Annotated in this window: 20 protein-coding genes; 12 read left to right on the top strand and 8 right to left on the bottom strand. The window is 60.0% G+C overall.

Annotated features, from left to right (window positions below):
* The first annotated feature begins 20 nt into the window (after positions 1-20).
* On the top strand, positions 21-1,415 hold the full coding sequence (gene sthA / locus KW838_RS22355; protein WP_007972111.1) for a Si-specific NAD(P)(+) transhydrogenase: 1,395 nt from the start codon (positions 21-23) through the stop codon (positions 1,413-1,415).
* 42 nt (positions 1,416-1,457) lie between these two features.
* Here the strand turns inward: sthA and KW838_RS22350 are convergent, their stop codons facing one another.
* Together KW838_RS22350 and KW838_RS22345 are read right to left on the bottom strand one after the other, a co-directional pair.
* Positions 1,458-2,180 carry a glycerophosphodiester phosphodiesterase gene (locus tag KW838_RS22350; RefSeq protein WP_015095944.1) on the bottom strand — a complete coding sequence of 241 codons (723 nt, stop codon included), beginning with the start codon at positions 2,178-2,180 and terminating at the stop codon, positions 1,458-1,460.
* A gap of 14 nt (positions 2,181-2,194) precedes the next feature.
* Positions 2,195-2,776 (bottom strand): PilZ domain-containing protein, encoded by a 582-nt coding sequence (locus KW838_RS22345; RefSeq protein WP_218503626.1) that lies wholly within the window; start codon positions 2,774-2,776, stop codon positions 2,195-2,197.
* Positions 2,777-2,870: 94 nt separating this feature from the next.
* Here KW838_RS22345 and KW838_RS22340 point away from each other — a divergent pair, with 94 nt between their 5' ends.
* The 3 genes from KW838_RS22340 (at position 2,871) to KW838_RS22330 (ending at position 6,120) form a co-directional block, all read left to right on the top strand.
* The gene (locus KW838_RS22340; RefSeq protein WP_007972108.1) at positions 2,871-4,121 is read left to right on the top strand and encodes a lipoprotein-releasing ABC transporter permease subunit; all 1,251 of its coding nucleotides are present in this window, start codon (positions 2,871-2,873) and stop codon (positions 4,119-4,121) included.
* Between the two features lie 7 nt (positions 4,122-4,128).
* Complete coding sequence (gene lolD, locus KW838_RS22335) at positions 4,129-4,812, top strand: lipoprotein-releasing ABC transporter ATP-binding protein LolD (protein ID WP_167399534.1); 684 nt, start codon at positions 4,129-4,131, stop codon at positions 4,810-4,812.
* Between the two features lie 63 nt (positions 4,813-4,875).
* Positions 4,876-6,120 carry a lipoprotein-releasing ABC transporter permease subunit gene (locus tag KW838_RS22330; protein WP_102698729.1) on the top strand — a complete coding sequence of 415 codons (1,245 nt, stop codon included), beginning with the start codon at positions 4,876-4,878 and terminating at the stop codon, positions 6,118-6,120.
* Between the two features lie 97 nt (positions 6,121-6,217).
* Here KW838_RS22330 and KW838_RS22325 read toward each other — a convergent pair whose 3' ends face one another.
* Positions 6,218-7,567 (bottom strand): heavy metal sensor histidine kinase, encoded by a 1,350-nt coding sequence (locus KW838_RS22325; RefSeq protein WP_218503625.1) that lies wholly within the window; start codon positions 7,565-7,567, stop codon positions 6,218-6,220.
* Positions 7,567-8,247, bottom strand: coding sequence for a heavy metal response regulator transcription factor (locus tag KW838_RS22320; RefSeq protein ID WP_085716743.1), 681 nt, complete (start codon positions 8,245-8,247; stop codon positions 7,567-7,569). Before KW838_RS22320 ends, KW838_RS22325 begins: the two co-directional genes overlap by 1 nt.
* 155 nt (positions 8,248-8,402) lie before the next feature.
* Between KW838_RS22320 and KW838_RS22315 the strand changes: the two genes are divergently transcribed.
* Both KW838_RS22315 and queF read left to right on the top strand, forming a co-directional pair.
* The gene (locus KW838_RS22315) at positions 8,403-8,939 is read left to right on the top strand and encodes a plastocyanin/azurin family copper-binding protein (protein ID WP_102698727.1); all 537 of its coding nucleotides are present in this window, start codon (positions 8,403-8,405) and stop codon (positions 8,937-8,939) included.
* Between the two features lie 61 nt (positions 8,940-9,000).
* Positions 9,001-9,831: an NADPH-dependent 7-cyano-7-deazaguanine reductase QueF gene (queF, locus tag KW838_RS22310; RefSeq protein ID WP_102698726.1), complete on the top strand. Its 831-nt coding sequence runs from the start codon at positions 9,001-9,003 to the stop codon at positions 9,829-9,831.
* A gap of 169 nt (positions 9,832-10,000) precedes the next feature.
* On the opposite strand, the gene KW838_RS22305 is transcribed toward queF, so the two are convergent.
* Both KW838_RS22305 and KW838_RS22300 read right to left on the bottom strand, forming a co-directional pair.
* On the bottom strand, positions 10,001-10,264 hold the full coding sequence (locus KW838_RS22305; protein ID WP_218503624.1) for a DUF4404 family protein: 264 nt from the start codon (positions 10,262-10,264) through the stop codon (positions 10,001-10,003).
* Between the two features lie 109 nt (positions 10,265-10,373).
* Positions 10,374-10,994, bottom strand: a complete 621-nt coding sequence (locus KW838_RS22300) for an HAD family phosphatase (RefSeq protein WP_218503623.1) — start codon at positions 10,992-10,994, stop codon at positions 10,374-10,376.
* Between the two features lie 200 nt (positions 10,995-11,194).
* Between KW838_RS22300 and KW838_RS22295 the strand changes: the two genes are divergently transcribed.
* The 3 genes from KW838_RS22295 (at position 11,195) to rssC (ending at position 13,938) form a co-directional block, all read left to right on the top strand.
* A complete protein-coding gene (locus KW838_RS22295) occupies positions 11,195-11,884 on the top strand; it encodes a VacJ family lipoprotein (RefSeq protein WP_217837696.1) in 690 nt (229 codons plus the stop codon).
* A gap of 390 nt (positions 11,885-12,274) precedes the next feature.
* Complete coding sequence (rssB, locus tag KW838_RS22290) at positions 12,275-13,456, top strand: two-component system response regulator RssB (protein ID WP_033048238.1); 1,182 nt, start codon at positions 12,275-12,277, stop codon at positions 13,454-13,456.
* Positions 13,456-13,938, top strand: coding sequence for an anti-sigma factor antagonist RssC (gene rssC, locus KW838_RS22285; RefSeq protein ID WP_007978612.1), 483 nt, complete (start codon positions 13,456-13,458; stop codon positions 13,936-13,938). The genes rssB and rssC overlap by 1 nt, the downstream gene beginning before the upstream one ends.
* 269 nt (positions 13,939-14,207) lie before the next feature.
* On the opposite strand, the gene tal is transcribed toward rssC, so the two are convergent.
* On the bottom strand, positions 14,208-15,134 hold the full coding sequence (gene tal / locus KW838_RS22280) for a transaldolase (protein WP_102698722.1): 927 nt from the start codon (positions 15,132-15,134) through the stop codon (positions 14,208-14,210).
* Positions 15,135-15,335: 201 nt separating this feature from the next.
* Positions 15,336-16,301, bottom strand: coding sequence for a glycosyl hydrolase family 5 (locus tag KW838_RS22275; RefSeq protein WP_218503622.1), 966 nt, complete (start codon positions 16,299-16,301; stop codon positions 15,336-15,338).
* 290 nt (positions 16,302-16,591) lie between these two features.
* Here KW838_RS22275 and KW838_RS22270 point away from each other — a divergent pair, with 290 nt between their 5' ends.
* The 3 genes from KW838_RS22270 to KW838_RS22260 are packed head-to-tail and all read left to right on the top strand — an operon-like array spanning position 16,592 to position 20,423.
* Entirely contained in the window at positions 16,592-17,032 is a 441-nt protein-coding gene (locus KW838_RS22270; protein WP_102698720.1) for a low molecular weight protein-tyrosine-phosphatase, read from the top strand.
* A gap of 39 nt (positions 17,033-17,071) precedes the next feature.
* Positions 17,072-19,300 carry a polysaccharide biosynthesis tyrosine autokinase gene (locus KW838_RS22265; RefSeq protein ID WP_218503621.1) on the top strand — a complete coding sequence of 743 codons (2,229 nt, stop codon included), beginning with the start codon at positions 17,072-17,074 and terminating at the stop codon, positions 19,298-19,300.
* A gap of 40 nt (positions 19,301-19,340) precedes the next feature.
* The gene (locus KW838_RS22260) at positions 19,341-20,423 is read left to right on the top strand and encodes a glycosyltransferase (protein ID WP_102698718.1); all 1,083 of its coding nucleotides are present in this window, start codon (positions 19,341-19,343) and stop codon (positions 20,421-20,423) included.
* Positions 20,424-20,429: the final 6 nt, after the last annotated feature.

Raw genomic sequence — 20,429 nt, 5'->3', positions numbered from 1 at the left:
GCCTGTTCTGAGGAGTACGCATGGCTGTCTACAACTACGACGTGGTGGTGTTGGGTTCCGGCCCGGCGGGGGAAGGCGCGGCAATGAACGCCGCCAAGGCAGGGCGCAAGGTGGCGATGGTCGATAGCCGTCGCCAGGTCGGCGGCAACTGCACTCACTTGGGCACCATCCCGTCCAAGGCACTGCGTCACTCGGTGCGGCAGATCATGCAGTTCAACACCAACCCGATGTTCCGGGCCATTGGTGAGCCGCGCTGGTTCTCGTTCCCGGACGTGCTGAAAAGCGCCGAGAAGGTCATCTCCAAGCAAGTCGCTTCGCGTACCGGCTACTACGCCCGCAACCGCGTCGACGTGTTCTTCGGCACCGGCAGCTTCGCCGACGAGCAAACCATCGAAGTGGTCTGCGCCAACGGCGTGGTCGAGAAACTGGTGGCCAAGCACATCATCATCGCCACCGGTTCGCGTCCGTATCGCCCGGCGGACATCGATTTCCACCACCCGCGTATCTACGATAGCGACACCATCCTCAGCCTCGGCCACACCCCGCGCAAACTCATCGTTTACGGCGCAGGCGTGATCGGTTGCGAATACGCCTCGATCTTCAGCGGCCTGGGTGTGCTGGTCGAGCTGGTGGACAACCGTGGCCAGTTGCTGAGCTTCCTGGACTCGGAAATCTCCCAGGCCCTGAGCTATCACTTCAGCAACAACAACATCACGGTTCGCCACAACGAAGAGTATGACCGCGTCGAAGGCGTGGACAACGGCGTGATCCTGCATCTCAAGTCCGGCAAGAAGATCAAGGCCGACGCCTTGCTCTGGTGCAACGGCCGTACCGGCAACACCGATCAGTTGGGTCTGGAAAACATTGGCGTGAAGGTCAACAGCCGTGGCCAGATCGAAGTCGACGAGGCGTATCGCACCTGCGTGCCGAATATCTATGGCGCCGGTGACGTGATCGGCTGGCCGAGCCTGGCCAGTGCCGCCCACGACCAGGGCCGTTCGGCCGCTGGCAGCATTGTCGACAACGGCAGCTGGCGTTTCGTGAATGACGTGCCGACCGGTATCTACACCATTCCGGAGATCAGCTCGATCGGCAAGAACGAGCAGGAGCTGACCCAGGCCAAGGTGCCGTACGAAGTCGGCAAGGCGTTCTTCAAGAGCATGGCGCGGGCGCAGATTGCCGGCGAGCCGCAAGGCATGCTGAAGATCCTGTTCCACCGTGAAACCCTGGAAGTGCTGGGCGTTCACTGCTTCGGTTATCAGGCGTCGGAGATCGTGCACATCGGTCAGGCGATCATGAACCAGCCGGGCGAACAGAACACCCTGAAGTATTTCGTCAACACCACGTTCAACTACCCGACCATGGCCGAAGCCTATCGGGTCGCGGCGTACGACGGCCTCAACCGGCTTTTTTGAGCGGCTCCGGCCGGTGGCCTGAGCCGGCCGGGGAGACCGATTTCAGCAATTCTCGAGCGTGGCGCTGGCCAAACCGGGAAAGTCTGTAATCAGGCTGTCAACGCCGAAGTCGGCGAGTCTGCGCATCAGCGCAGGCTCGTTGACGGTCCACACCGACACATGCAACCCCTGACGCTGCGCCTTTTGCAGGCGTTCCGGCGTACACAGGGTCCAGTTCAGCGCCAGAATCTCACAGCCATAACTGGCCGCGACCTTCAACGGGTCGAGCCAGGCGTACTCGGCCACCAGTCCGCGGGACACGTCCGGCACCAGCTCCAATGCAGCCTTGAGCACTTCACGGGAGCTCGAGGTGATGGTCACCTTGTCCATCAGGCCATGACGCTGGACCATTTCGCGAATCGCCAGCACGGTGGTCGCGGCACGCATCCGTGATGCGCTCTTGACTTCCAGCTGCCAGTGATCGAAGTCGCACTTCTCGAACAGTTCTTCCAGCGTCGGAATCGGGCACGGCTTGATCCAGCCCGGGCCACCCTTGCGTGCGTCATAGGTCACAAGCTCGGCCGCCGTGTGTTCGACGACCTTGCCGCGACGGTCCGTGGTGCGCTTGAGGGTCGGGTCGTGGATGACCATCAACTCGCCGTCCCTGGACAGGTGCAGGTCCAGTTCGCAGCGGCGCACGCCGTGCTTGAGACATTCCTGAAAGCTGGTCAGGGTGTTTTCCGGTGCTTCGCCCTTGGCGCCGCGATGGCCGTAGATGAGGGTCACGGTTCTTCCTTAAATTAATTGCCTGATTCGAGTTGTTCGCGGGCCAGGCGTCGTACCTGGGCCTGCTTCTGCAAGATGTGGCGGGCCAACAGTTGGCGCTGGGCGTCGGTCAGGTGTTCGAACTCGGTGCCGACGTCATAGCCATCGCCCTTGCGGTCGCAATGGGTAACGCGGGCGCGCAGCAGCAGGCCCAGGGCTTGTGGCATCAGCACCAGCTTGACCGACAGGTGGGCGCCGGCGGCGATGGGCGATGGGTGCTGAAAGTCGATACCGCCTTCGGAGATGATCACCGGCTGCGGTTCGCCGATCTGCCCGAGCACGGTGATGGCGATCACCTGGCTCAGCAGATCGATGCGTTTGTTCTGGGATTTCAAGAATGCCGCAATGTTGCGGTCGCGCTCATTGATCTGGCGCAACAGGTGCTGCGACTCGAATTCACTGAGGTGCAGTTCGCTGAGCAAGTTGAAGAGTGGGGAAGCATCCTGCAACACTTCCTGGCCTGTGGCTTCAGAAGCGGACAGGGGCCGAATTTCCAGTGCGATCGTATCCTCGATACGGTAGTATTCGCGGCGATCTTCTTCATCTAATGTCGACATGGCGAACCCATGGTAGCGGCGGTGGTCTGAGTGTAAAGCTGGTTATCGACCCCCGCCACAAGGACGTTCCTTTTCCCTCCGAACAAGCCCCGACATGTTCAGACCTCTCTTCGTATTTATCGGCACGCGTTACACCCGTGCAAAGCGTCGCAATCATTTTGTGTCATTCATTTCCCTGACTTCGATGATCGGGCTCGCCCTTGGCGTGGTCGTGATGATCGTGGTGCTGTCGGTGATGAACGGCTTCGATCATGAGATGCGCACCCGCGTGCTGGGCATGGTGCCCCACGCGACCATCGAGTCCGGCGAACCGATCAGCGATTGGCAAAGCCTGGCGGCCAAGGTCAGGCAGAACCCGCAAGTGACGGCCGTGGCGCCGTTTACGCAAATGCAGGGGTTGCTGACCAATAACGGCAAGGTCTCGAAGGTCCTGCTCAATGCCATCGACCCGGCGCAAGAGCGCCAGGTGTCGATCATCGATCACTTCATGACCCAGGGCAAACTCGACGACCTGGTGCCGGGCGAGTTCGGCATCGTCATCGGCGACAAGGCCGCGGCCAAGCTCGGTGCGGTCATCGGCGACAAGCTGACCTTCGTCGCGCCGGAGGTCACCGTGACCCCGGCCGGGATGTTCCCGCGCATGAAGCGCTTTACCGTGGTCGGCATTTTCCATGTCGGCGCCGGTGAGCTCGATGGCTACCTGGGCGTCACCAACCTGCAGGATCTGGCCCGGCTGCATCGCTGGAAACCGGATCAGGTCCAGGGTCTGCGCCTGAAGTTCGACGACCTGTTCCAGGCGCCGCGCACCGCATGGAGCATCGCCCGCGACCTCGGCGAAGACCGTTTCTACGCCCGCGACTGGACCCGCACCCACGGCAACCTGTACCAGGCGATCCGCATGGAAAAAGCCATGATCGGCCTGTTGCTGCTGCTGATCGTTGCCGTCGCGGCATTCAACATCATTTCCACGCTGGTGATGGTGGTGAACGACAAGAAGGGCGACATCGCGATCCTGCGCACACTGGGCGCCACGCCGGGCACGATCATGCGCACCTTCATGGTGCAGGGTACGGTCATTGGTGTGGTTGGCACGGCCATTGGCGCCGTGGTCGGGATCTTCGCGGCACTGAATGTCAGTGCCGCGATCTCGGCCCTCGAAGGCCTGATCGGCCACAAATTCCTCAACGCCGACGTGTACTTCATCGATTACCTGCCGTCGCAAGTGCAGAGCCAGGACGTTGTCATGGTCTGCGCCGCCGCGTTGATCCTGAGTTTCCTCGCCACCCTGTATCCAGCCTGGCGTGCCGCGCGCACCCAGCCTGCGGAGGCGCTACGTTATGAGTGAGTCGGGCATGAGTGATAAAGCAATCTTGAGCTGCCGCAACCTGGGCAAATCCTACGAGGAAGGTCCGGAGTCGGTAGAGGTCCTGGCCGGGCTGCAACTGGAAATGCATCCGGGCGAGCGTGTGGCGATTGTCGGCAAGTCGGGCTCGGGCAAAAGCACCTTGCTCAACCTGTTGGGCGGCCTCGATACGCCGACCAAGGGCAGCGTCTGGCTCGATGGCGAAGAACTGTCGGCGCTGAGCGAGAAGAAGCGCGGCCTGTTGCGTAACCGAGCCCTGGGTTTCGTGTACCAGTTCCACCACCTGCTGCCGGAATTCACCGCGCTGGAAAACGTCTGCATGCCGCTGCTGATCGGCAAGACCGCGATCCCGCAAGCGCGCCAGCGTGCCACGGCGCTGCTGGAGCGGGTAGGGCTGGGCCACCGGCTGGAACACAAACCGGCCGAATTGTCCGGTGGTGAGCGCCAGCGCGTGGCCATCGCCCGCGCCCTGGTCAACACACCGGGCCTGGTGATGCTCGACGAGCCGACCGGCAACCTCGACGCCCACACCGCCCAGGGCATTCAGGACTTGATGCTGGAACTCAGCACCTCGATGCGCACGGCGTTCCTGGTGGTGACCCACGACATGAACCTGGCCCGCCAGATGGACCGCGTCCTGCACCTGCAGGAAGGTTGCCTCACGCCCATCTGATTGGCTGCAACCCGATGCCCGGAAAGGCGTCGGGTCTTTAATTTTTATACGGTGCCCCAGCGAATGTTCAGACCGTTATCGATCTTTATCGGCACGCGCTATACCCGCGCCAAGCGTCGTAATCGCTTTGTTTCCTTCATCTCGATGACCTCGATGATCGGCCTCGCCCTGGGCGTGCTCGCCATGATCGTGGTGTTGTCGGTGATGAACGGCTTCCAGCGCGAGATGAGCTCGCGCATCCTCGGCATGGTGCCGCATGCCACCATCGTCGGCGTCAACCCGATTGATGACTGGAAGCCCGTGGCAGCGGCCGCGATGAAAAACCCGGAAGTGACGGCAGCGGTGCCGTTCACCGAGATGGAAGGCATGCTGTCCTACAAGGGCACGATGCAGCCCATCCAGGTCAGCGGTGTCGACCCGGCGCTGGAAGGCCAGGTGTCGATCGTCGCCAAGCACATCGTCCAGGGCAGTCTCGAGGCCCTGAAACCGGGCGAATTCGGCGTGGTGATCGGCGAGATCACGGCGCGGCGCTTCCGCCTGAACGTCGGCGACAAGATCACCCTGATCGTGCCGGAAGTCAGCAATGCACCGGGCGGCATTACCCCGCGCATGCAACGGCTGAATGTGGTCGGCGTGTTCAAGGTCGGTGCCGAGCTGGACGGCACCATGGCCCTGATCCACATGGCCGATGCCGCGCAGATGCAGCACTGGGAGCCGGATCAGGTGCAGAGCGTGCGCCTGGCGGTGAAGGACCTGTATGCCGCGCCGCAAGTGTCGAGCGACATCGCCACGGGGTTGGGTGCCGCCTACAGGGCTGACGACTGGACCCACACCCAGGGCAGCCTGTTCAGTGCGATGAAGATGGAAAAAACCATGATCGGCCTGCTGTTGCTGATGATCGTCGCAGTGGCGGCGTTCAACATCATCGCGACCCTGATCATGGTGGTGAACGACAAGGGCGCGGACATCGCGATCCTGCGCACCATCGGTGCCACGCCGCGGCAGATCATGGCGATCTTCATGGTGCAGGGCACGGTGATCGGTATTGTCGGCACCCTGATTGGCGGTGTGCTGGGTGTGATTGCCGCGCTGAACGTCAGCCAGATCGTGGGCTGGATCGAGCGGGTCAGCGGGCAGCACATCTTCAGTTCCGACGTGTATTTCGTCAGCAACCTGCCGTCCGAGCTGCAAGGCGGGGATGTTGTGCTGATCTGTTCTGCAGGGTTTGTATTGAGCTTCCTCGCCACCGTTTACCCGGCGTGGCGTGCGGCGAAGATCGAACCGGCTCATGCATTGCGCTATTCGTAAGCCGTTACACCGCTTTCGCGAGCAAGCCCGCTCCCACATTGGAATGCGTTCCCCTGTGGGAGCGGGCTTGCTCGCGAAGAGGCCGGAACTGCTGGCCTCAAACCTCCCTTGGCAACTCGATCACAAACCGCGTCCACCCATTCTCCGATTCGCAACGAATCTGCCCGCCGTGGGCGCGAATGATTGACTGCGTAATCGCCAACCCCAACCCGGCATGTTCACTGCTGCCTTCGCGACGTGCAGGATCGGCCCGATAAAACCGGTCAAACAGGCGCGGCAATAGATCTTCGGAAATCTGTTGGCCCGTATTTTCAACGGTCAAGCGCAATTCTTTTGGCTGCTCGACAATCCGCAACCGAACCTCGCCATCAACCGGTGTAAACCGCAACGCATTGTCCAGCAGATTGGACAGCGCCCGACGCAACATACTGCGATCACCTTCCATGCACGCATTACCGTCACGGCTCAATGTCACCCGGGCGTCTTCTGCCAGCGGCGCAAAAAACTCCAGCAGCAGATCCGCTTCCTGACCCAGCTCCAATGGCTCGCGCTTGGGCATCAACAGCCCATGGTCCGCCTTGGCCAGATACAGCATGTCGTTGACCAGTTGCGCCATCCATTGCAGCTCCTCGAGGTTGCTGTGCAGGGCTTCGCGGTAGTCCTCGATGGGGCGGGGACGGGTGAGGGTGACCTGGGTGTGGGTCAGCAGGTTCGACAATGGGGTGCGCAATTCATGGGCAATGTCGGCAGAGAACGCGGACAGGCGCTGAAAAGAGTCGTCGAGGCGTCCGAGCATGGCGTTGAAGTTGTGGGCCATTTCCGCCAGTTCCGGTGGCATGTTTTCTTCAGGCAGCCGCATGTTCAGCGATTGCGCGGAAACCCCGCTGGCGACCGCGCTGATGCGCCGCAACGGGCGCAAGCCGCTGCGCGCCGCCCAGGCCCCCAGCAGTGCGGTGGCCAGGGCTGAGAGGCCGACGGTCAGCCAGATCAGATGCTGCATGCGTTGCAGAAAGTGCTGGTGGTGGGTGATGTCCAGCAGCAGGGTCAGTTGCGGTGAATCGGGTTTGTCCGCAACAAGCGGCGCATTCAGCACGCGGTAATCCATGCCTTCATGGCTCACCGTCGACAATCCGGGCTGGCGCGGCAATAGCTGCGGAATATTTGTCGAGCTGTCATACCAGCGCTGACCGTCGCTGCCGGTGATGCGCAGTGACAGATCAGCCTGCCGGCTCAGTTCCTCCGTCAGCTTCACTTCACGGTCACTCGATTGAAAGTCGTGCAGGGCCCGACGCAAGCCCGTCAGCTTGCTGTCCAGCAATTGCTGGTCGAGCTCGACAAAGTGCGCCTCACTGGCGCGGCTGAACAGCACGCCGGCGAACAACGACACCACGGCGGTGCAGGCGGCAAACAACAGCGCCAGGCGGCTGCTCAAGGAGAGACGGCGCATCAGGCAGGGCGCTCCTCAAGCACGTAACCCATGCCGCGCACGGTGTGGATCAGCTTGTTGGGGAATTCATCGTCGATCTTCAGGCGCAGGCGGCGGATCGCTACCTCGATGACATTGGTGTCGCTGTCGAAATTCATGTCCCAGACCTGGGACGCAATCAGCGACTTGGGCAGGACTTCGCCCTGGCGGCGCAGGAGCATTTCCAGCAGGGCGAATTCCTTGGCGGTCAGGTCGATCCGCTGGCCGCTGCGTTCGACCCGGCGACGGATCAGGTCCAGGCGCAAATCGGCCAGTTGCAGGCTGGTCTCCTGAGGCGTGGCGCTCCCGCGACGCAACAGGCTGCGGACCCGAGCCAGCAGTTCAGAGAAGGCAAACGGCTTGACCAGATAGTCGTCTGCGCCCAGTTCGAGGCCGTGAACCCTGTCCTCCACGGCGTCGCGCGCTGTCAGAAAAAGTACCGGCGTGTCCAGGCCGGCGCTGCGCACGGCTTGCAGAATCTGCCAGCCATCGCGGCCGGGCAGCATCACATCGAGAATCAGCAGGGCATACTCGCCGCTGAGGGCCAGTTGCTGGCCGGTGCTGCCGTCGGCCACCAGTTCCGTGTTGAATCCGGCCTCGGCCAGACCCTGACGCAGGTAGTGGCCGGTTTTCGGTTGGTCTTCGACAATCAGCAGTTTCATGGGCGACTCATGGCAAATGGAACGAACGCTTTATACCGTGGGCAGCGTTCATACAGGTCAACCTGACAAAGTTGTAATCTGGCTGTCAGGTTACGGGCAGTGGCAGCAGTTTAGAGTTTTCCTCACGCTGAGCCTTATCTTGTTGGAGTACGACGATGTTTTTACGCAAATCCCTGGCGCAAATCCTGTGTTTGCTGGCGCTGAGCTCATCGGTGTGGGCGGACGGCGGGCATGCCTACGATTTCGGCCAGCCGGCCCCGGCGGCCAAGGCGACCCGCAGTGTCGAAGTGGTCATGGGGGACATGTCCTTCACACCGCAGGCCATCGACATCAAGGCCGGGGAAACCGTGCGCTTCGTGCTGGTCAATAAAGGCCAGTTGCTGCATGAGTTCAACCTCGGGGACGCGGCGATGCACGCCAGGCACCAGCAGGAAATGTTGCAGATGCAACAGGGCGGCATGCTGACGCCAACCGGCATGAAGGCCATGGACCACGGCAACATGGCCGGCATGGATCACGGCAAAATGGATCACGGCATGAAGCATGACGACCCCAACAGCGTGCTGGTGGAGCCGGGCAAGACCGCCGAGCTGACCTGGACCTTCAGCAAGGCCACTAATCTGGAATTTGCCTGCAACATCCCTGGCCACTATCAGGCCGGCATGGTCGGCAAACTGACTGTCAGTCAGTAAGCACTCAAAGGCGGGAGCAAAGGCTGATAGAATCCGCTGATTCTTCAGTCAGGTTTCCGCCATGCATCCCGCAGCCGAACACTCGCCGCTGGGCAAGTCCAGCGAATACATCGCCACCTACACGCCGTCCCTGCTGTTCCCGATCCCGCGCACCGCGAAGTGGGCGGAACTGGGCCTGACGGCTGAAACCCTGCCGTACAAAGGCGTGGACTTCTGGAACTGCTTCGAACTGTCCTGGCTGCTGCCGTCGGGCAAGCCGGTGGTGGCGATCGGCGAATTCAGCATTCCGGCAGACTCGCCGAACATCATCGAGTCGAAATCGTTCAAGCTCTACCTCAACTCCCTGAACCAGACGCCGTTTGCCGACACCGCGAGCCTTGAAGCGACGCTGGCCAAGGACTTGTCGGCGGCTGCCGGCAAGCCGGTGGGCGTGCGCATTCGCAGTCTCAAGGATGTCGAGCGCGAAGGCGTCGTGGCCTTGCCGGGCGTGTGCATCGATGAACTGGATATCAGCGTCAGCAACTACGAGCATCCACGGCCGGAACTGCTGCGTTGCGATGATTCGCGCATTGTCGAGGAGAGCGTGCACAGCCATTTGCTCAAGTCCAACTGCCCGGTCACCAGCCAGCCGGACTGGGGCAGCGTGGCGGTGGAGTACCGTGGTGCGGCGCTGGATCACGCGAGTCTGCTCGAGTACATCGTCAGCTTCCGTCAGCATTCGGACTTCCATGAGCAGTGCGTAGAGCGGATCTTCCTCGACCTGCAGCGGTTGCTGAAACCGGAGAAACTGACGGTGTACGCGCGTTATGTGCGTCGTGGCGGCCTGGATATCAACCCGTATCGCAGCACTGAAGCGGTGCAACTGCCGAACCATCGCCTGGTCCGCCAATAACGTAACCCTGTGGGAGCGAGCCTGCTCGCGAAAGCGTTATGACATTCAACATCAATGATGACTGACACACCGCATTCGCGAGCAGGCTCGCTCCCACAAGGGCTGTATTGCCAGGCGCAGAAACGAAAAAACCCCGCCATCGCCAGCGGGGTTTTTGCATCAGGAGGGTTCAAATTCCCATGTTGGCCAAGGCCTGTCCGATGTTGCGCAGGGTGCCGGCAAGGGTCGGGTGTTCGAGTTCGAAGCGTTCGACGGCGAGGTTGACGTTGTCGGCGATACTGGAATCCTTGGTCTTGGTTTCGAGCTCAAGCTCAAGTTCGATCTGTTGCATCAACACGTGCAGATCTTCCCGTTCTACATCGGACAATGGAGGATTCTGTTCCAATTGCTCGCGCAGGGCATTGAGCTGTTCTTGCAGTTCGCGGGCAGGCATGGCGTTCTTCCTTCTCTCGATTGGCACTGGCATAGACCGCAGCGGTCCGCCAAAGGTCTATGGCTGACCTTTAGATTAATCCACTCCTGTCTAACCTGCATGATCTCGATCAGGGCTTTTCGCCTTTGAACCGGCGCAACTGGATGTCAGCCAGGCAGGTGTCGAGTTCACCGAGGTGATCGATCACCGAATGCACGCCCAGGCCGAACAGTTGCATCGTGGCCTTGCCGCGTTTGATGTCGCGCTCCTGCTGGGTCAAGGCTTGCCATTGCCGGGGCGACAACCCGCACAGCGAACCGCAGGACGCCAGGCCGATGGTCCACAGCCCGGCATTAAGCCCCGCTTGCAGCAGGCGCGGTTCACCGCTCACCAGTACACAGCCGTCGAGTCGGTCGACGTTCAGGCTCATCAGGGCTCGCCAGCAGGCATCCGGGGCGGGCCATGGGCTAATTGTTGCGGGATGTTGCGATGGTTTGATCCATTCCGGCAGCGCAGCCGCCAGGGACTGGCTGAGCTCCGGGGGCAGTTCATCGAGCCAGGCACAGGGGATTTGCTGGCGCTGCAAACTGAGCAGGCTGTCCAGTGCGCCGGGTGTGGACTCGGCGTGCTCGGCCGAGTGGCTGCCGTGGCGATGGGTGTGTGCGCCGAAATCCACCAGGCAGCCACTGAGGCCGAACAATACGGCGGTCAGGCGGGGTGCGGTTTGGGGCAAGGCTTCGGCGAGCGGCATATGGACGTCCCTGAAATAGCCCGAAGGCTAGCGGGCGACGGTGACAGTTGAGTGACATGGATGTGAATCGCTCACAGTTGGCACGATTCCTACGGCGGGATGCGTGCAAAGTGCCTTAAACGGCGTTTACGTCTTATACTTGCCCACTTATTGCCCGGGCCAGGCGCCCGAGCCGGTACAAACCAAGGAGTTTTTTTTCTATGCGCTGGAGCAATCATCTAGCCAGGATTTGTGTATGCGCCAGTGTGATGCTGGTTCCGTTCGTTGCCCAGGCAGCCTCGGAAGATGATCCTTGGGAAAGCGTCAACCGCCCGATCTACCAGTTCAACGACGTGGTCGACACCTATGCGCTGAAGCCCTTGGCCCAGGGCTACCAGTACATAACACCGCAGTTTGTCGAGGACGGCGTTCACAACTTCTTCCGGAACATCGGCGATGTGCGCAACCTCGCCAACGATATCCTGCAGGCCAAGCCTCATGCCGCGGGCGTTGATACCGCACGCATCATTTTCAACACCACCTTCGGCTTGCTGGGCGTGATTGATGTCGGCACCAAAATGGGCCTGCAACGCAATGACGAAGATTTCGGCCAGACGCTGGGTTACTGGGGTGTCGGCAGCGGCCCTTACGTGATGCTGCCACTGCTGGGCCCAAGTACCTTGCGCGATGCACCGTCCAAGTACGTCGACAGCTACACGGGCGCCTATCGCTACGTAAACGACGTTCCCGTGCGTAACTCGTTCTTCGCCCTGGACATCATCGATACGCGTGCCAACCTGCTGTCGAGCGAGAAGCTGATCACTGGCGACAAGTACACCTTCATCCGTAATGCGTACCTGCAGAACCGGGAATTCAAGGTGAAAGACGGTCAGGTCGAAGACGATTTCTGATTTCGACCGGTAAAGTGAAAAAAGGCGACCATCAAGGTCGCCTTTTTTGTTTGCGAAGACTCGAATGCGGATGAAATCGCGCTTTTCACTGTGGTCCCGAGCGGTTTGACGCGTGGGTTCGAACCTTCCATTGGGTTACGGATTTGACTGTTCTTATAACTCTCGGTGATTTGACAAACAAAGACGTCAAGCGACCATCGGCGTGAGCTTGAAACGCCCCGCGGATGGGAGTACCGTCTGCGCCTTAGAAGGGCACCTCTGGTGTACACGTGTGTAGGGCAAATGCCCGAAAGCGGTGCGACAGAGAGGCTAGAAAGCGAATCCAGTAGTGAGTGCCGGGTCAAATTCCCCGCCTGCTACGCCAACCTAATTCTGGCGCCGTTTGCCCACATGCCAAAAACCAGTGCCACGCTGCTGATAATCGATGATGACGAAGTAGTGCGCGCGAGCCTCGCCGCCTATTTGGAAGACAGTGGTTTCAGCGTCTTGCAGGCCAGCAATGGCCAGCAGGGCCTTCAGGTATTCGAGCAAGACAAGCCCGATTTGGTCATCTGCGATCTGCGCATGCCGCAGATGGGCGGACTCGAACTCATCCGCCAGGTCACCGAGCTGTCGCCGCAAACACCGGTGATCGTGGTGTCGGGTGCCGGCGTGATGAACGACGCGGTCGAGGCCCTGCGCCTGGGCGCGGCGGACTACCTGATCAAGCCTCTCGAAGATCTGGCCGTGCTCGAGCACTCTGTGCGCCGGGCCCTGGATCGCGCGCGCCTGCTGCTGGAGAACCAGCGCTACCGCGAGAAGCTGGAGAAGGCCAACCGCGAGCTCGAAGCCAGCCTGAACCTGCTCCAGGAAGACCAGAACGCCGGTCGCCAGGTGCAGATGAACATGCTGCCGGTCAGCCCGTGGACCATCAACGAGTTCAAATTTGCTCACCAGATCATCCCGTCGCTGTACCTGTCGGGTGATTTCGTCGACTACTTTCGCGTCGACGAGCGTCGGGTAGCGTTTTACCTGGCGGACGTTTCCGGGCATGGCGCCTCTTCAGCCTTCGTCACCGTGCTGTTGAAGTTCATGACCACGCGCTTGCTGTTCGAATCCAAGCGCAGCGGCACCTTGCCGGAATTCAAGCCTTCAGAGGTGCTTGGTCATATCAACCGGGGCCTGATCAGTTGTAAGCTGGGTAAACACGTCACAATGGTCGGTGGAGTCATCGACGAGGAGACCGGTTTGTTGACCTATAGCATCGGCGGTCATTTGCCGTTGCCAGTGTTGTACACGCCAGACAGTGTTCGTTATCTGGAAGGGCGTGGCCTGCCGGTGGGCCTCTTCAACGAAGCCACCTATGAAGACCACGTGCTGGAATTGCCACCGACGTTCAGCCTGACGCTGATGTCTGATGGCATTCTGGACCTTTTGCCAGAACCCACACTCAAAGAAAAAGAAGCGGCGTTGCCCCAAAGGGTCAAGGCGGCGGGCGGCACCCTGGATGGGCTGCGGCAGGTTTTTGGATTGGCCACGCTAGGGGAGATGCCGGATGATATCGCCCTGTTGGTGTTGAGCAGGAATCTTTGATGAGTACCGGTAGAATCCAGTTCGCCGAGCAGGACGGCACCTTCGTCCTGAAGTTCGTCGGTGAAGTTCGCCTGACCCTGTGTTCGGCGTTGGATGCGACTATTGAGCGGATCTTCAGCGCGTTGAATTTCAACGCAATCGTGATCGATCTGACCGAAACCCGCAGCATCGACAGCACCACGCTTGGCCTGCTGGCCAAGCTGTCGATCCTGTCGCGGCAGAAAGTCGGCCTGCTGCCGACCGTCGTCACCACCCACGAAGACATCACGCGTCTGTTGCAGTCCATGGGCTTCGAGCAGGTCTTCAACATCGTCGACAAGCCGGTGCCCTGCCCGGAATGCCTGGACGACCTGCCAGACCAGGATCAGTCCGAAGAAGTGGTGCGGATCAAGGTGCTTGAAGCGCACAAGATCCTCATGGGCCTGAACGACACCAATCGTGAAGCCTTCCATGACCTGGTGAATGCGCTGGAGCGGCACTGATCCCTTGAGGTGAAGCTGTCTGGTCTGGCTAAACACAGATTCGCCATTCACCACAATCCACTGTGGGAGCGGGCTTGCTCGCGAAGGCGGCCTCGCATTCGACATTGCAGTGAACGGACTGACGCCTTCGCGAGCAAGCCCGCTCCCACATTGGTTTTGCACTGAGTGCATGATTCGATTTCAACCCACAATCCCTGTGAGTGCGAGATCGCTGACAAAAAAGGGCGAACCCGTGAGGGTTCGCCCTTTTTGCATGACTCCCGCTCAAATCACAGCTTGGCCTGCAACAACGCCTCAAGCTTCTCCTGATCCCGCGCGAACTGACGAATACCTTCAGCCAGCTTCTCGGTCGCCATCGCATCCTCGTTGGACAACCAGCGGAACTGCGATTCGTTGAGGCTCAGGCGTGCTTCACCGGCATGGCCTGGCGCCAGTTTGCGCTCCAGCTTGCCGGTATCCGCTGCCAGCTTGTCGATCAGGTCCGGGCTGATGGTCAGGCGGTCGCAGCCGGCCAGTTGTTCGATCTGGCCCAGATTGCGGAAGCTCGCCCCCATGACCACGGTCTTGTAGTCATTGGCCTTGTAGTAGTTGTAGATGCGCGTCACCGACTGCACGCCCGGATCATCCGCGCCGGTGTAATCGTTGCCGTTGGCTTTCTTGTACCAGTCGTAGATACGGCCCACGAACGGCGAAATCAGGAACACCCCGGCATCGGCACAGGCGGCTGCCTGGGCGAAGGAGAACAGCAGGGTCAGGTTGGTCTGGATGCCTTCCTTTTCCAGGATCTCGGCGGCACGGATGCCTTCCCAGGTGGAGGCGATCTTGATCAGTACGCGGTCGCGGCCAATGCCGGCCTTGTCGTACAGCTCGATCAGGCGATGGGCGCGCTTCAACATGGCATCGCTATCGAACGACAGGCGCGCATCCACTTCGGTGGAAATGCGGCCCGGGATCACTTTCAGGATTTCCTGACCCACGGCCACGCCAAAACGGTCGCTGGCCAGGCCCACATCGCCCTTGCAGTCGTTGACGCTGGCGTTCAGCAGCTCGGCATACGCAGGAATGGCCGCGGCCTTGAGCAGCAGGGAAGGGTTGGTGGTGGCGTCCACCGGTTTAACGCGAGCGATCGCTTCGAAGTCGCCGGTGTCGGCAACCACGGTGGTCATTTGTTTGAGTTGTTCCAGCTTGGAAGTCATGAGCGTGCTCTGTCCTATGGGTCTGATGACATTACCCGAGCGCTGACAGCCACTCAAGGGCGTGTACGTGTATAGACGGCCCCTGCGGCAACAACCTGAAAACGATTGTTTGAAAGGCGGGGCGTGGTATCGATGAATACGATGCCGAAACGCGGCACAGGTTCAAAGCAACTGACCGTCAGCGCCCCGTGGAGGTACGTCCTACTGCGGATTCAACTGGGTAGAGACGGCCATTTTCGCCGGTTTTGCCTGACCGTCGGAGGTCAGGAAGCCGAAATTCCGCTCCCGGTCGTTGCTGCCTGTTTCACTGTTTTTCCACTCGTAAATCGATGTCAGCGGGATGTCGAGCTTCTTGACGTCGGCGATGAAGGTGCTGATTTTGCTGGCCTGGGCTTCAATCCCGCCGTTTGAGCTGAGGGAGGGCACGCCCCATTCAGTGATGACGCCCGGCAGATGGTAGTTCTGCTGAATAAACGCCTGGGCCTTGCTGATCTGCTCGCCGGACATGCCATAGGGGTGATAGGAGATCGCACTCAGGCATCGGGGGTATTCACCGACGATTTTTTTCAGCGCCAAGGCTGACGTCGTGCCGGCACTCGGTGGCCGGGCGAAGCCAAAGCCGATCAGCGGCGTCGATGGCGGTTGGTCCTGCATCGACTTGCACAGGGCGCTCATGAACGGCACAAAAGTCGTGTCGAGCTTTCGGGTTGGCCAGTACTTCGCCAGGTCTGGTTCGTTCCATATTTCAATCGCGACGAGCTGCGCGCCGTATGATTTTTCCAGCCCCTTCACCGAACTGGCGAACGATTCGCCCGCCGCAACGAGTTCGCTGGTGTTGTCGGGCGCGGAGGTCAGCGCCTTGGTCGAGCGTACGGTCATCAGTACCGGCAGATCGGCGGACCTGGCTGCGGCAAAGGCGTCGCTGATCTGCTTTTGATACGCCGGGCCGCCCAGGCTGTTGGTCCACACGCCAAAACGCACGAATCCGAAGCCGGCGGCCTTGATCTGCTCGGCGTCGGTGGGGGAGAAGGTCTGGATCTTCACCTGGACACCGATGGTCTTGTTGGCGGCCAGTACGGGGAACAAGTCACTGGCGTAAACCTGACTGGCTGCACCCAGCATTAACAGGGTTGAGGCGGTGAGCCGTTTGAAACCTACTGCTTTCATGCCTGCACTCCTGGCGGGTAATGACATTTTCCAATCGTTGACGCGTTACTTTCATTTCGATACTTGCGAGGGTGCGAAGTGCGCGAATGTTATTTTTTGTCAGGCAATAAGTTTCGGAAAATCACAGTTATTTTTGGTCCGGTAATTCTGGTTGGGTGGCTTTTGGGGGCTGTGGTACTTAATGCACTTGTATTAACAGGGCGAATCTATTTCTCAGTGCCGCGAGGTCTTGTGGGTTCACTAAAGCCCACTGGCATATTGGCCTATTGATATTACACGGGAAAGTAACCTTGTTCAGAAAGATCCTTGTCGTTTGCGTGGGCAATATCTGCCGAAGTCCGACCGCAGAAACTTTGCTGCGTAACGCGCTGGCCCCTTCAACGATCACTGTCACCTCGGCGGGCCTTGCCGCACGGGTGGGCGAGGCCATGGAACCGTCGGCCCTCCAGGTTCTGGAAGACCATGGACACAGTGCCCAGGGGTTTAAGGCGCGGCAAATTACACCGGACATCGTTAATGAATCAGACCTGATTCTGGTGATGGAAAAAGAGCATGTAAAACAAGTACTGAAGATTGCCTCTCATGCCAGGGGTAAAGTGTTTCTGCTCGGAAAGTGGCAGAGCGAGCGAGAAATACAGGATCCGTATCGTCAAGGAAAGGCCGCTTTTATTCATGCCCATGCATTGATTGAAGATGCTGTTAGCTCATGGGCGCAGCGCCTCGGACATTGATGAATATTCTTCAGATCAGTGAATGGTAAGAACAGACTTATGCAGTTACCGTCAGTAATCGGCACCCGTGACAACGATCAAGACAGCATTGATCTTCTCGGCATATTTGGCTCCCTGGTTGACCAGAAATGGTTGATCGGCGCGCTCACCGGTGCCTTCATGGCGACCGGCGTTGCCTATGCGGTTTTGGCAACGCCCGTGTACCTGGCGAACGCGCTGGTGCAGGTCGAGCCGAAGAAGAACGACATGCTCGGGTTTTCCGATCTCAACAGCATGCTCGGCGGGCAATCGCCGTCGGTGACCGAAATCGGCATCATCAAGTCCCGTGCGGTGATCGGCAAAACGGTCGATGATCTGCGCCTTGATATCGACGTCACCCCCAACACCTTCCCGGTCATCGGCGGTTTTCTCGCCCGACGTTATCGCGGCGAGACCGAGTCCAGTGTCGCGGCGCCGCGTTTCGGCCTGAACAGCTACGCCTGGGGCGGGGAGCGCCTGGAGATCAACCGGCTCAATCTGCCGAAAGAACGGCTGGGCAAGAAACTCACGCTGATTGCCGGTGAACAGCATCGATTCCAGCTGTTCGATGAAAACGACAATCTGCTGGTCGAAGGCGTCGCCGGCGAGGCGTTCAAACAGAACGAAGTAGAGGGGCAGATCGCTCAGCTGTCGGCGAACCCTGGCACCCGCTTCGAAGTGGTGCGCAATCCACGGATCGTGACCATCCAGAGCTACCAGGATGCGCTGGATATTGCCGAGCAAGGCAAGGAGTCGGGGATTATTCGTCTGGCCCTGGCCAGCACCGACGCCGCCGAGGCGGTGAAAATCCTCAACAAGATCGCTTCGTTGTATGTGCAGCAGAACGTCCAACGCACGTCGGCGGAAGCGGCGCAGAGCCTGGCGTTCCTGCAAGGCCAGCTGCCGCAGGTCAAACGCGACCTGGCCAAGGCCAGCGATGCGCTCAACGGTTATCAGACCCGCGGCAAGACGGTCAACATTTCCCTCGAAACCCAATCGGTGCTGGAACAGGTCGTCAGTCTGGACACCCGTATCTCCGAACTGAAAATGCAACAGGCGGAGATGGATCGCAAGTTCACCCGGCAGCATCCGGCGTATCGCGCGCTGATGACCCAGATCGGCGAATTGACCCAGCAGCAGAAGGCGCTGGAGAGCAAGGCCCAGGACCTGCCGGCGACGCAACAGGAACTGCTGAACCTGACCCGCGATGTGGAAGTGGCGTCGCAGATCTACACGCAACTGCTGAACAAATCCCAGGAGCTGGACATCGTCCGCGCAGGGGCGGTGGGCAATGTGCGCTTGATCGACTCCGCGGATGTCGACCTGACCAGCCCGGTCAAACCGAAAAAAGCCTTGATCGTTCTGATTGCAACCTTCCTCGGTGCCTTTTTCGGGGTCGCGCTGGTGTTGCTGCGCAAGTCCCTGAGCCGAGGCCTGGAAGGTCCGGAGGCCATCGAGCAACTCGGCTTGCCGGTGTACGCGTCGATTCCATACAGCGCACTGCAACAGGAAGAAGACAGTAAAAAGGTTCGTGCCAAGGACGGAGCGGACAAGCCGGCGTACCTGTTGGCCCTGCGTAACCCGACGGACCTGTCCATCGAGTCGATCCGCAGTTTGCGCACCTGCCTGCACTTTGCCGGGCTGGACTCGACCAACAACCGGATCATGATTTCCGGCCCGAGCCCACAGGTCGGCAAGACTTTCGTCTCCTCCAACCTGGCGGCGGTCATGGCGCAGAGCGGGCAGCGGGTGGTGCTGATCGATGCCGACATGCGCAAGGGCCATCTGCACAAGACCCTGAACACACCGATCGCCAACGGCTTGTCGGACCTGTTGGTCAAGCGCTGCAGCCTCGAGCAGGCGATCAATAAAGTCGAAGTCGACAACCTGCATTTCATCAGCCGCGGGCAGGTTCCGCCCAATCCTTCCGAGCTGTTGATGCACGCCAACTTTCGTGAGCTGCTGGCGCAACTCAGCGAGCTGTATGACGTGGTGATCATCGACACGCCACCGCTGCTGGCGGTGACGGATGCGGCGATTGTCGGTCGCGAAGCGGGGATCAGCCTGATTGTCACACGCTTCGGGGTGAACCCGGCCAAAGAGATCGAACTGACGATTCGGCGCTTTGCCCAGAACGGCATCGAGTTGAAGGGCGCCGTGTTCAATGGCGTCGAGAAGCGCGCGGCCAGCTACTACGGCAACGGCGGCTACGGCTATTACAACTACGAATACGCGTCCGACAAATCCTGAGTGTCAGCGGTTGTCCTTTCATGTTTGAAGTGGGTGAGTTGTGAAAAAAATACTGCACGTGGCAGAGACGATCAAAGGTGGCGTCGCGACGGTGATCCGCACGATTTCGGCTTCCCCCGAAGGCGACGCGGCCAGCTATGAGCTGGTCTATCTGGTCCCGCAGGATCAGGAAAAGGAACTGCACGGGATTGCCGGGCAACAGATCCGCACCTTCGCCCGGACCGGACGCAATGTGCCGTCGTTGCTGCGCTTCGCCTGGCGACTGACCCAGGTGATGCTCAAGGAAAAACCCGATGTCGTGCATTTGCACAGCACCTTTTCCGGGGTTATCGGGCGTTGCGTGTGCGTGCTGTTGCGACCCTGGCGCAAGCCGAAAGTCGTCTACTGCCCCCATGCCTTTTCGTTCCTGATGGAAAGCTCGCCGACCAAGCAGAAAGCCTACGCGTGGATCGAGCGGGTATTGCAGAAGGTCACCGACGTGATCATCTGCGTCAGCCAGTACGAGCTCGACAAAGCCGCGCGGTTCGGTATTGAGCGCAAGCGCATGAAGCTGATCTACAACGGCATACATCACAAGGATGACGCGCCGAAAGCCAGCAGTCCCGAGCCGATTCATCTGCTCTTCGTCGGCCGTCTCGACTATCAGAAAGGCTTCGACGTGTTGCTCAAGGCTTTCGCCAACGTCCAGCGCAGCGACCTGAAACTGACGGTGGTTGGCAGCGCGGTGAACGAGGATTCGGTCGAGTGCCCGCCAATGGAAGGGGTTGAATACCTGCCGTGGGTGACGCCGAGCGAAGTCCAGGCGCTGTACCGCAAAGCCGATGCGCTGATCGTCCCGAGTCGCTGGGAAGGCTTTGCCATGGTGCCGCTCGAAGGCATGGCCATGGGCTTGCCGGTGATTGCCAGCAACTGCACGTCGCTGCCCGAACTGGTCACCAACGAGGTGTCCGGCTACGTCTTCCCCAGCGGCGACCACCAGGCGCTGGCCGATGTGCTGACGAAAATCCAGAAACCGCGATTGCTCGACCTTGGCAGCGAAGGGCGCAGCATCGTCCGCGAGCGCTTCAGCGCCGCGTTGATGATCCGCCAGACCTATGACCTGTATCGCGCCCCCACTTTTTAAGTAGAA

This window comes from Pseudomonas sp. PDM27 (genome assembly GCF_019219205.1).
Lineage (GTDB): Bacteria > Pseudomonadota > Gammaproteobacteria > Pseudomonadales > Pseudomonadaceae > Aquipseudomonas > Aquipseudomonas laurylsulfatiphila.
Note: the sequence above shows the minus strand (reverse complement) of the source record. Positions and strands in the feature narration are given on the sequence as shown.

Bases quoted from the DNA above. Each gene is read 5' to 3' on its own strand.
- KW838_RS22265 (WP_218503621.1), top strand. From the start codon at position 17,072: ATGCAGTTACCGTCAGTAATCGGCACCCGTGACAACGATCAAGACAGC.
- KW838_RS22340 (WP_007972108.1), top strand. From the start codon at position 2,871: ATGTTCAGACCTCTCTTCGTATTTATCGGCACGCGTTACACCCGTGCA.
- rssC (WP_007978612.1), top strand. From the start codon at position 13,456: ATGAGTACCGGTAGAATCCAGTTCGCCGAGCAGGACGGCACCTTCGTC.
- KW838_RS22305 (WP_218503624.1), bottom strand. From the start codon at position 10,264: ATGCCTGCCCGCGAACTGCAAGAACAGCTCAATGCCCTGCGCGAGCAA.
- KW838_RS22295 (WP_217837696.1), top strand. From the start codon at position 11,195: ATGCGCTGGAGCAATCATCTAGCCAGGATTTGTGTATGCGCCAGTGTG.
- KW838_RS22325 (WP_218503625.1), bottom strand. From the start codon at position 7,567: ATGCGCCGTCTCTCCTTGAGCAGCCGCCTGGCGCTGTTGTTTGCCGCC.
- KW838_RS22320 (WP_085716743.1), bottom strand. From the start codon at position 8,247: ATGAAACTGCTGATTGTCGAAGACCAACCGAAAACCGGCCACTACCTG.
- KW838_RS22275 (WP_218503622.1), bottom strand. From the start codon at position 16,301: ATGAAAGCAGTAGGTTTCAAACGGCTCACCGCCTCAACCCTGTTAATG.
- KW838_RS22330 (WP_102698729.1), top strand. From the start codon at position 4,876: ATGTTCAGACCGTTATCGATCTTTATCGGCACGCGCTATACCCGCGCC.
- sthA (WP_007972111.1), top strand. From the start codon at position 21: ATGGCTGTCTACAACTACGACGTGGTGGTGTTGGGTTCCGGCCCGGCG.
- KW838_RS22315 (WP_102698727.1), top strand. From the start codon at position 8,403: ATGTTTTTACGCAAATCCCTGGCGCAAATCCTGTGTTTGCTGGCGCTG.
- tal (WP_102698722.1), bottom strand. From the start codon at position 15,134: ATGACTTCCAAGCTGGAACAACTCAAACAAATGACCACCGTGGTTGCC.
- lolD (WP_167399534.1), top strand. From the start codon at position 4,129: ATGAGTGATAAAGCAATCTTGAGCTGCCGCAACCTGGGCAAATCCTAC.
- KW838_RS22300 (WP_218503623.1), bottom strand. From the start codon at position 10,994: ATGCCGCTCGCCGAAGCCTTGCCCCAAACCGCACCCCGCCTGACCGCC.
- rssB (WP_033048238.1), top strand. From the start codon at position 12,275: ATGCCAAAAACCAGTGCCACGCTGCTGATAATCGATGATGACGAAGTA.
- KW838_RS22345 (WP_218503626.1), bottom strand. From the start codon at position 2,776: ATGTCGACATTAGATGAAGAAGATCGCCGCGAATACTACCGTATCGAG.
- queF (WP_102698726.1), top strand. From the start codon at position 9,001: ATGCATCCCGCAGCCGAACACTCGCCGCTGGGCAAGTCCAGCGAATAC.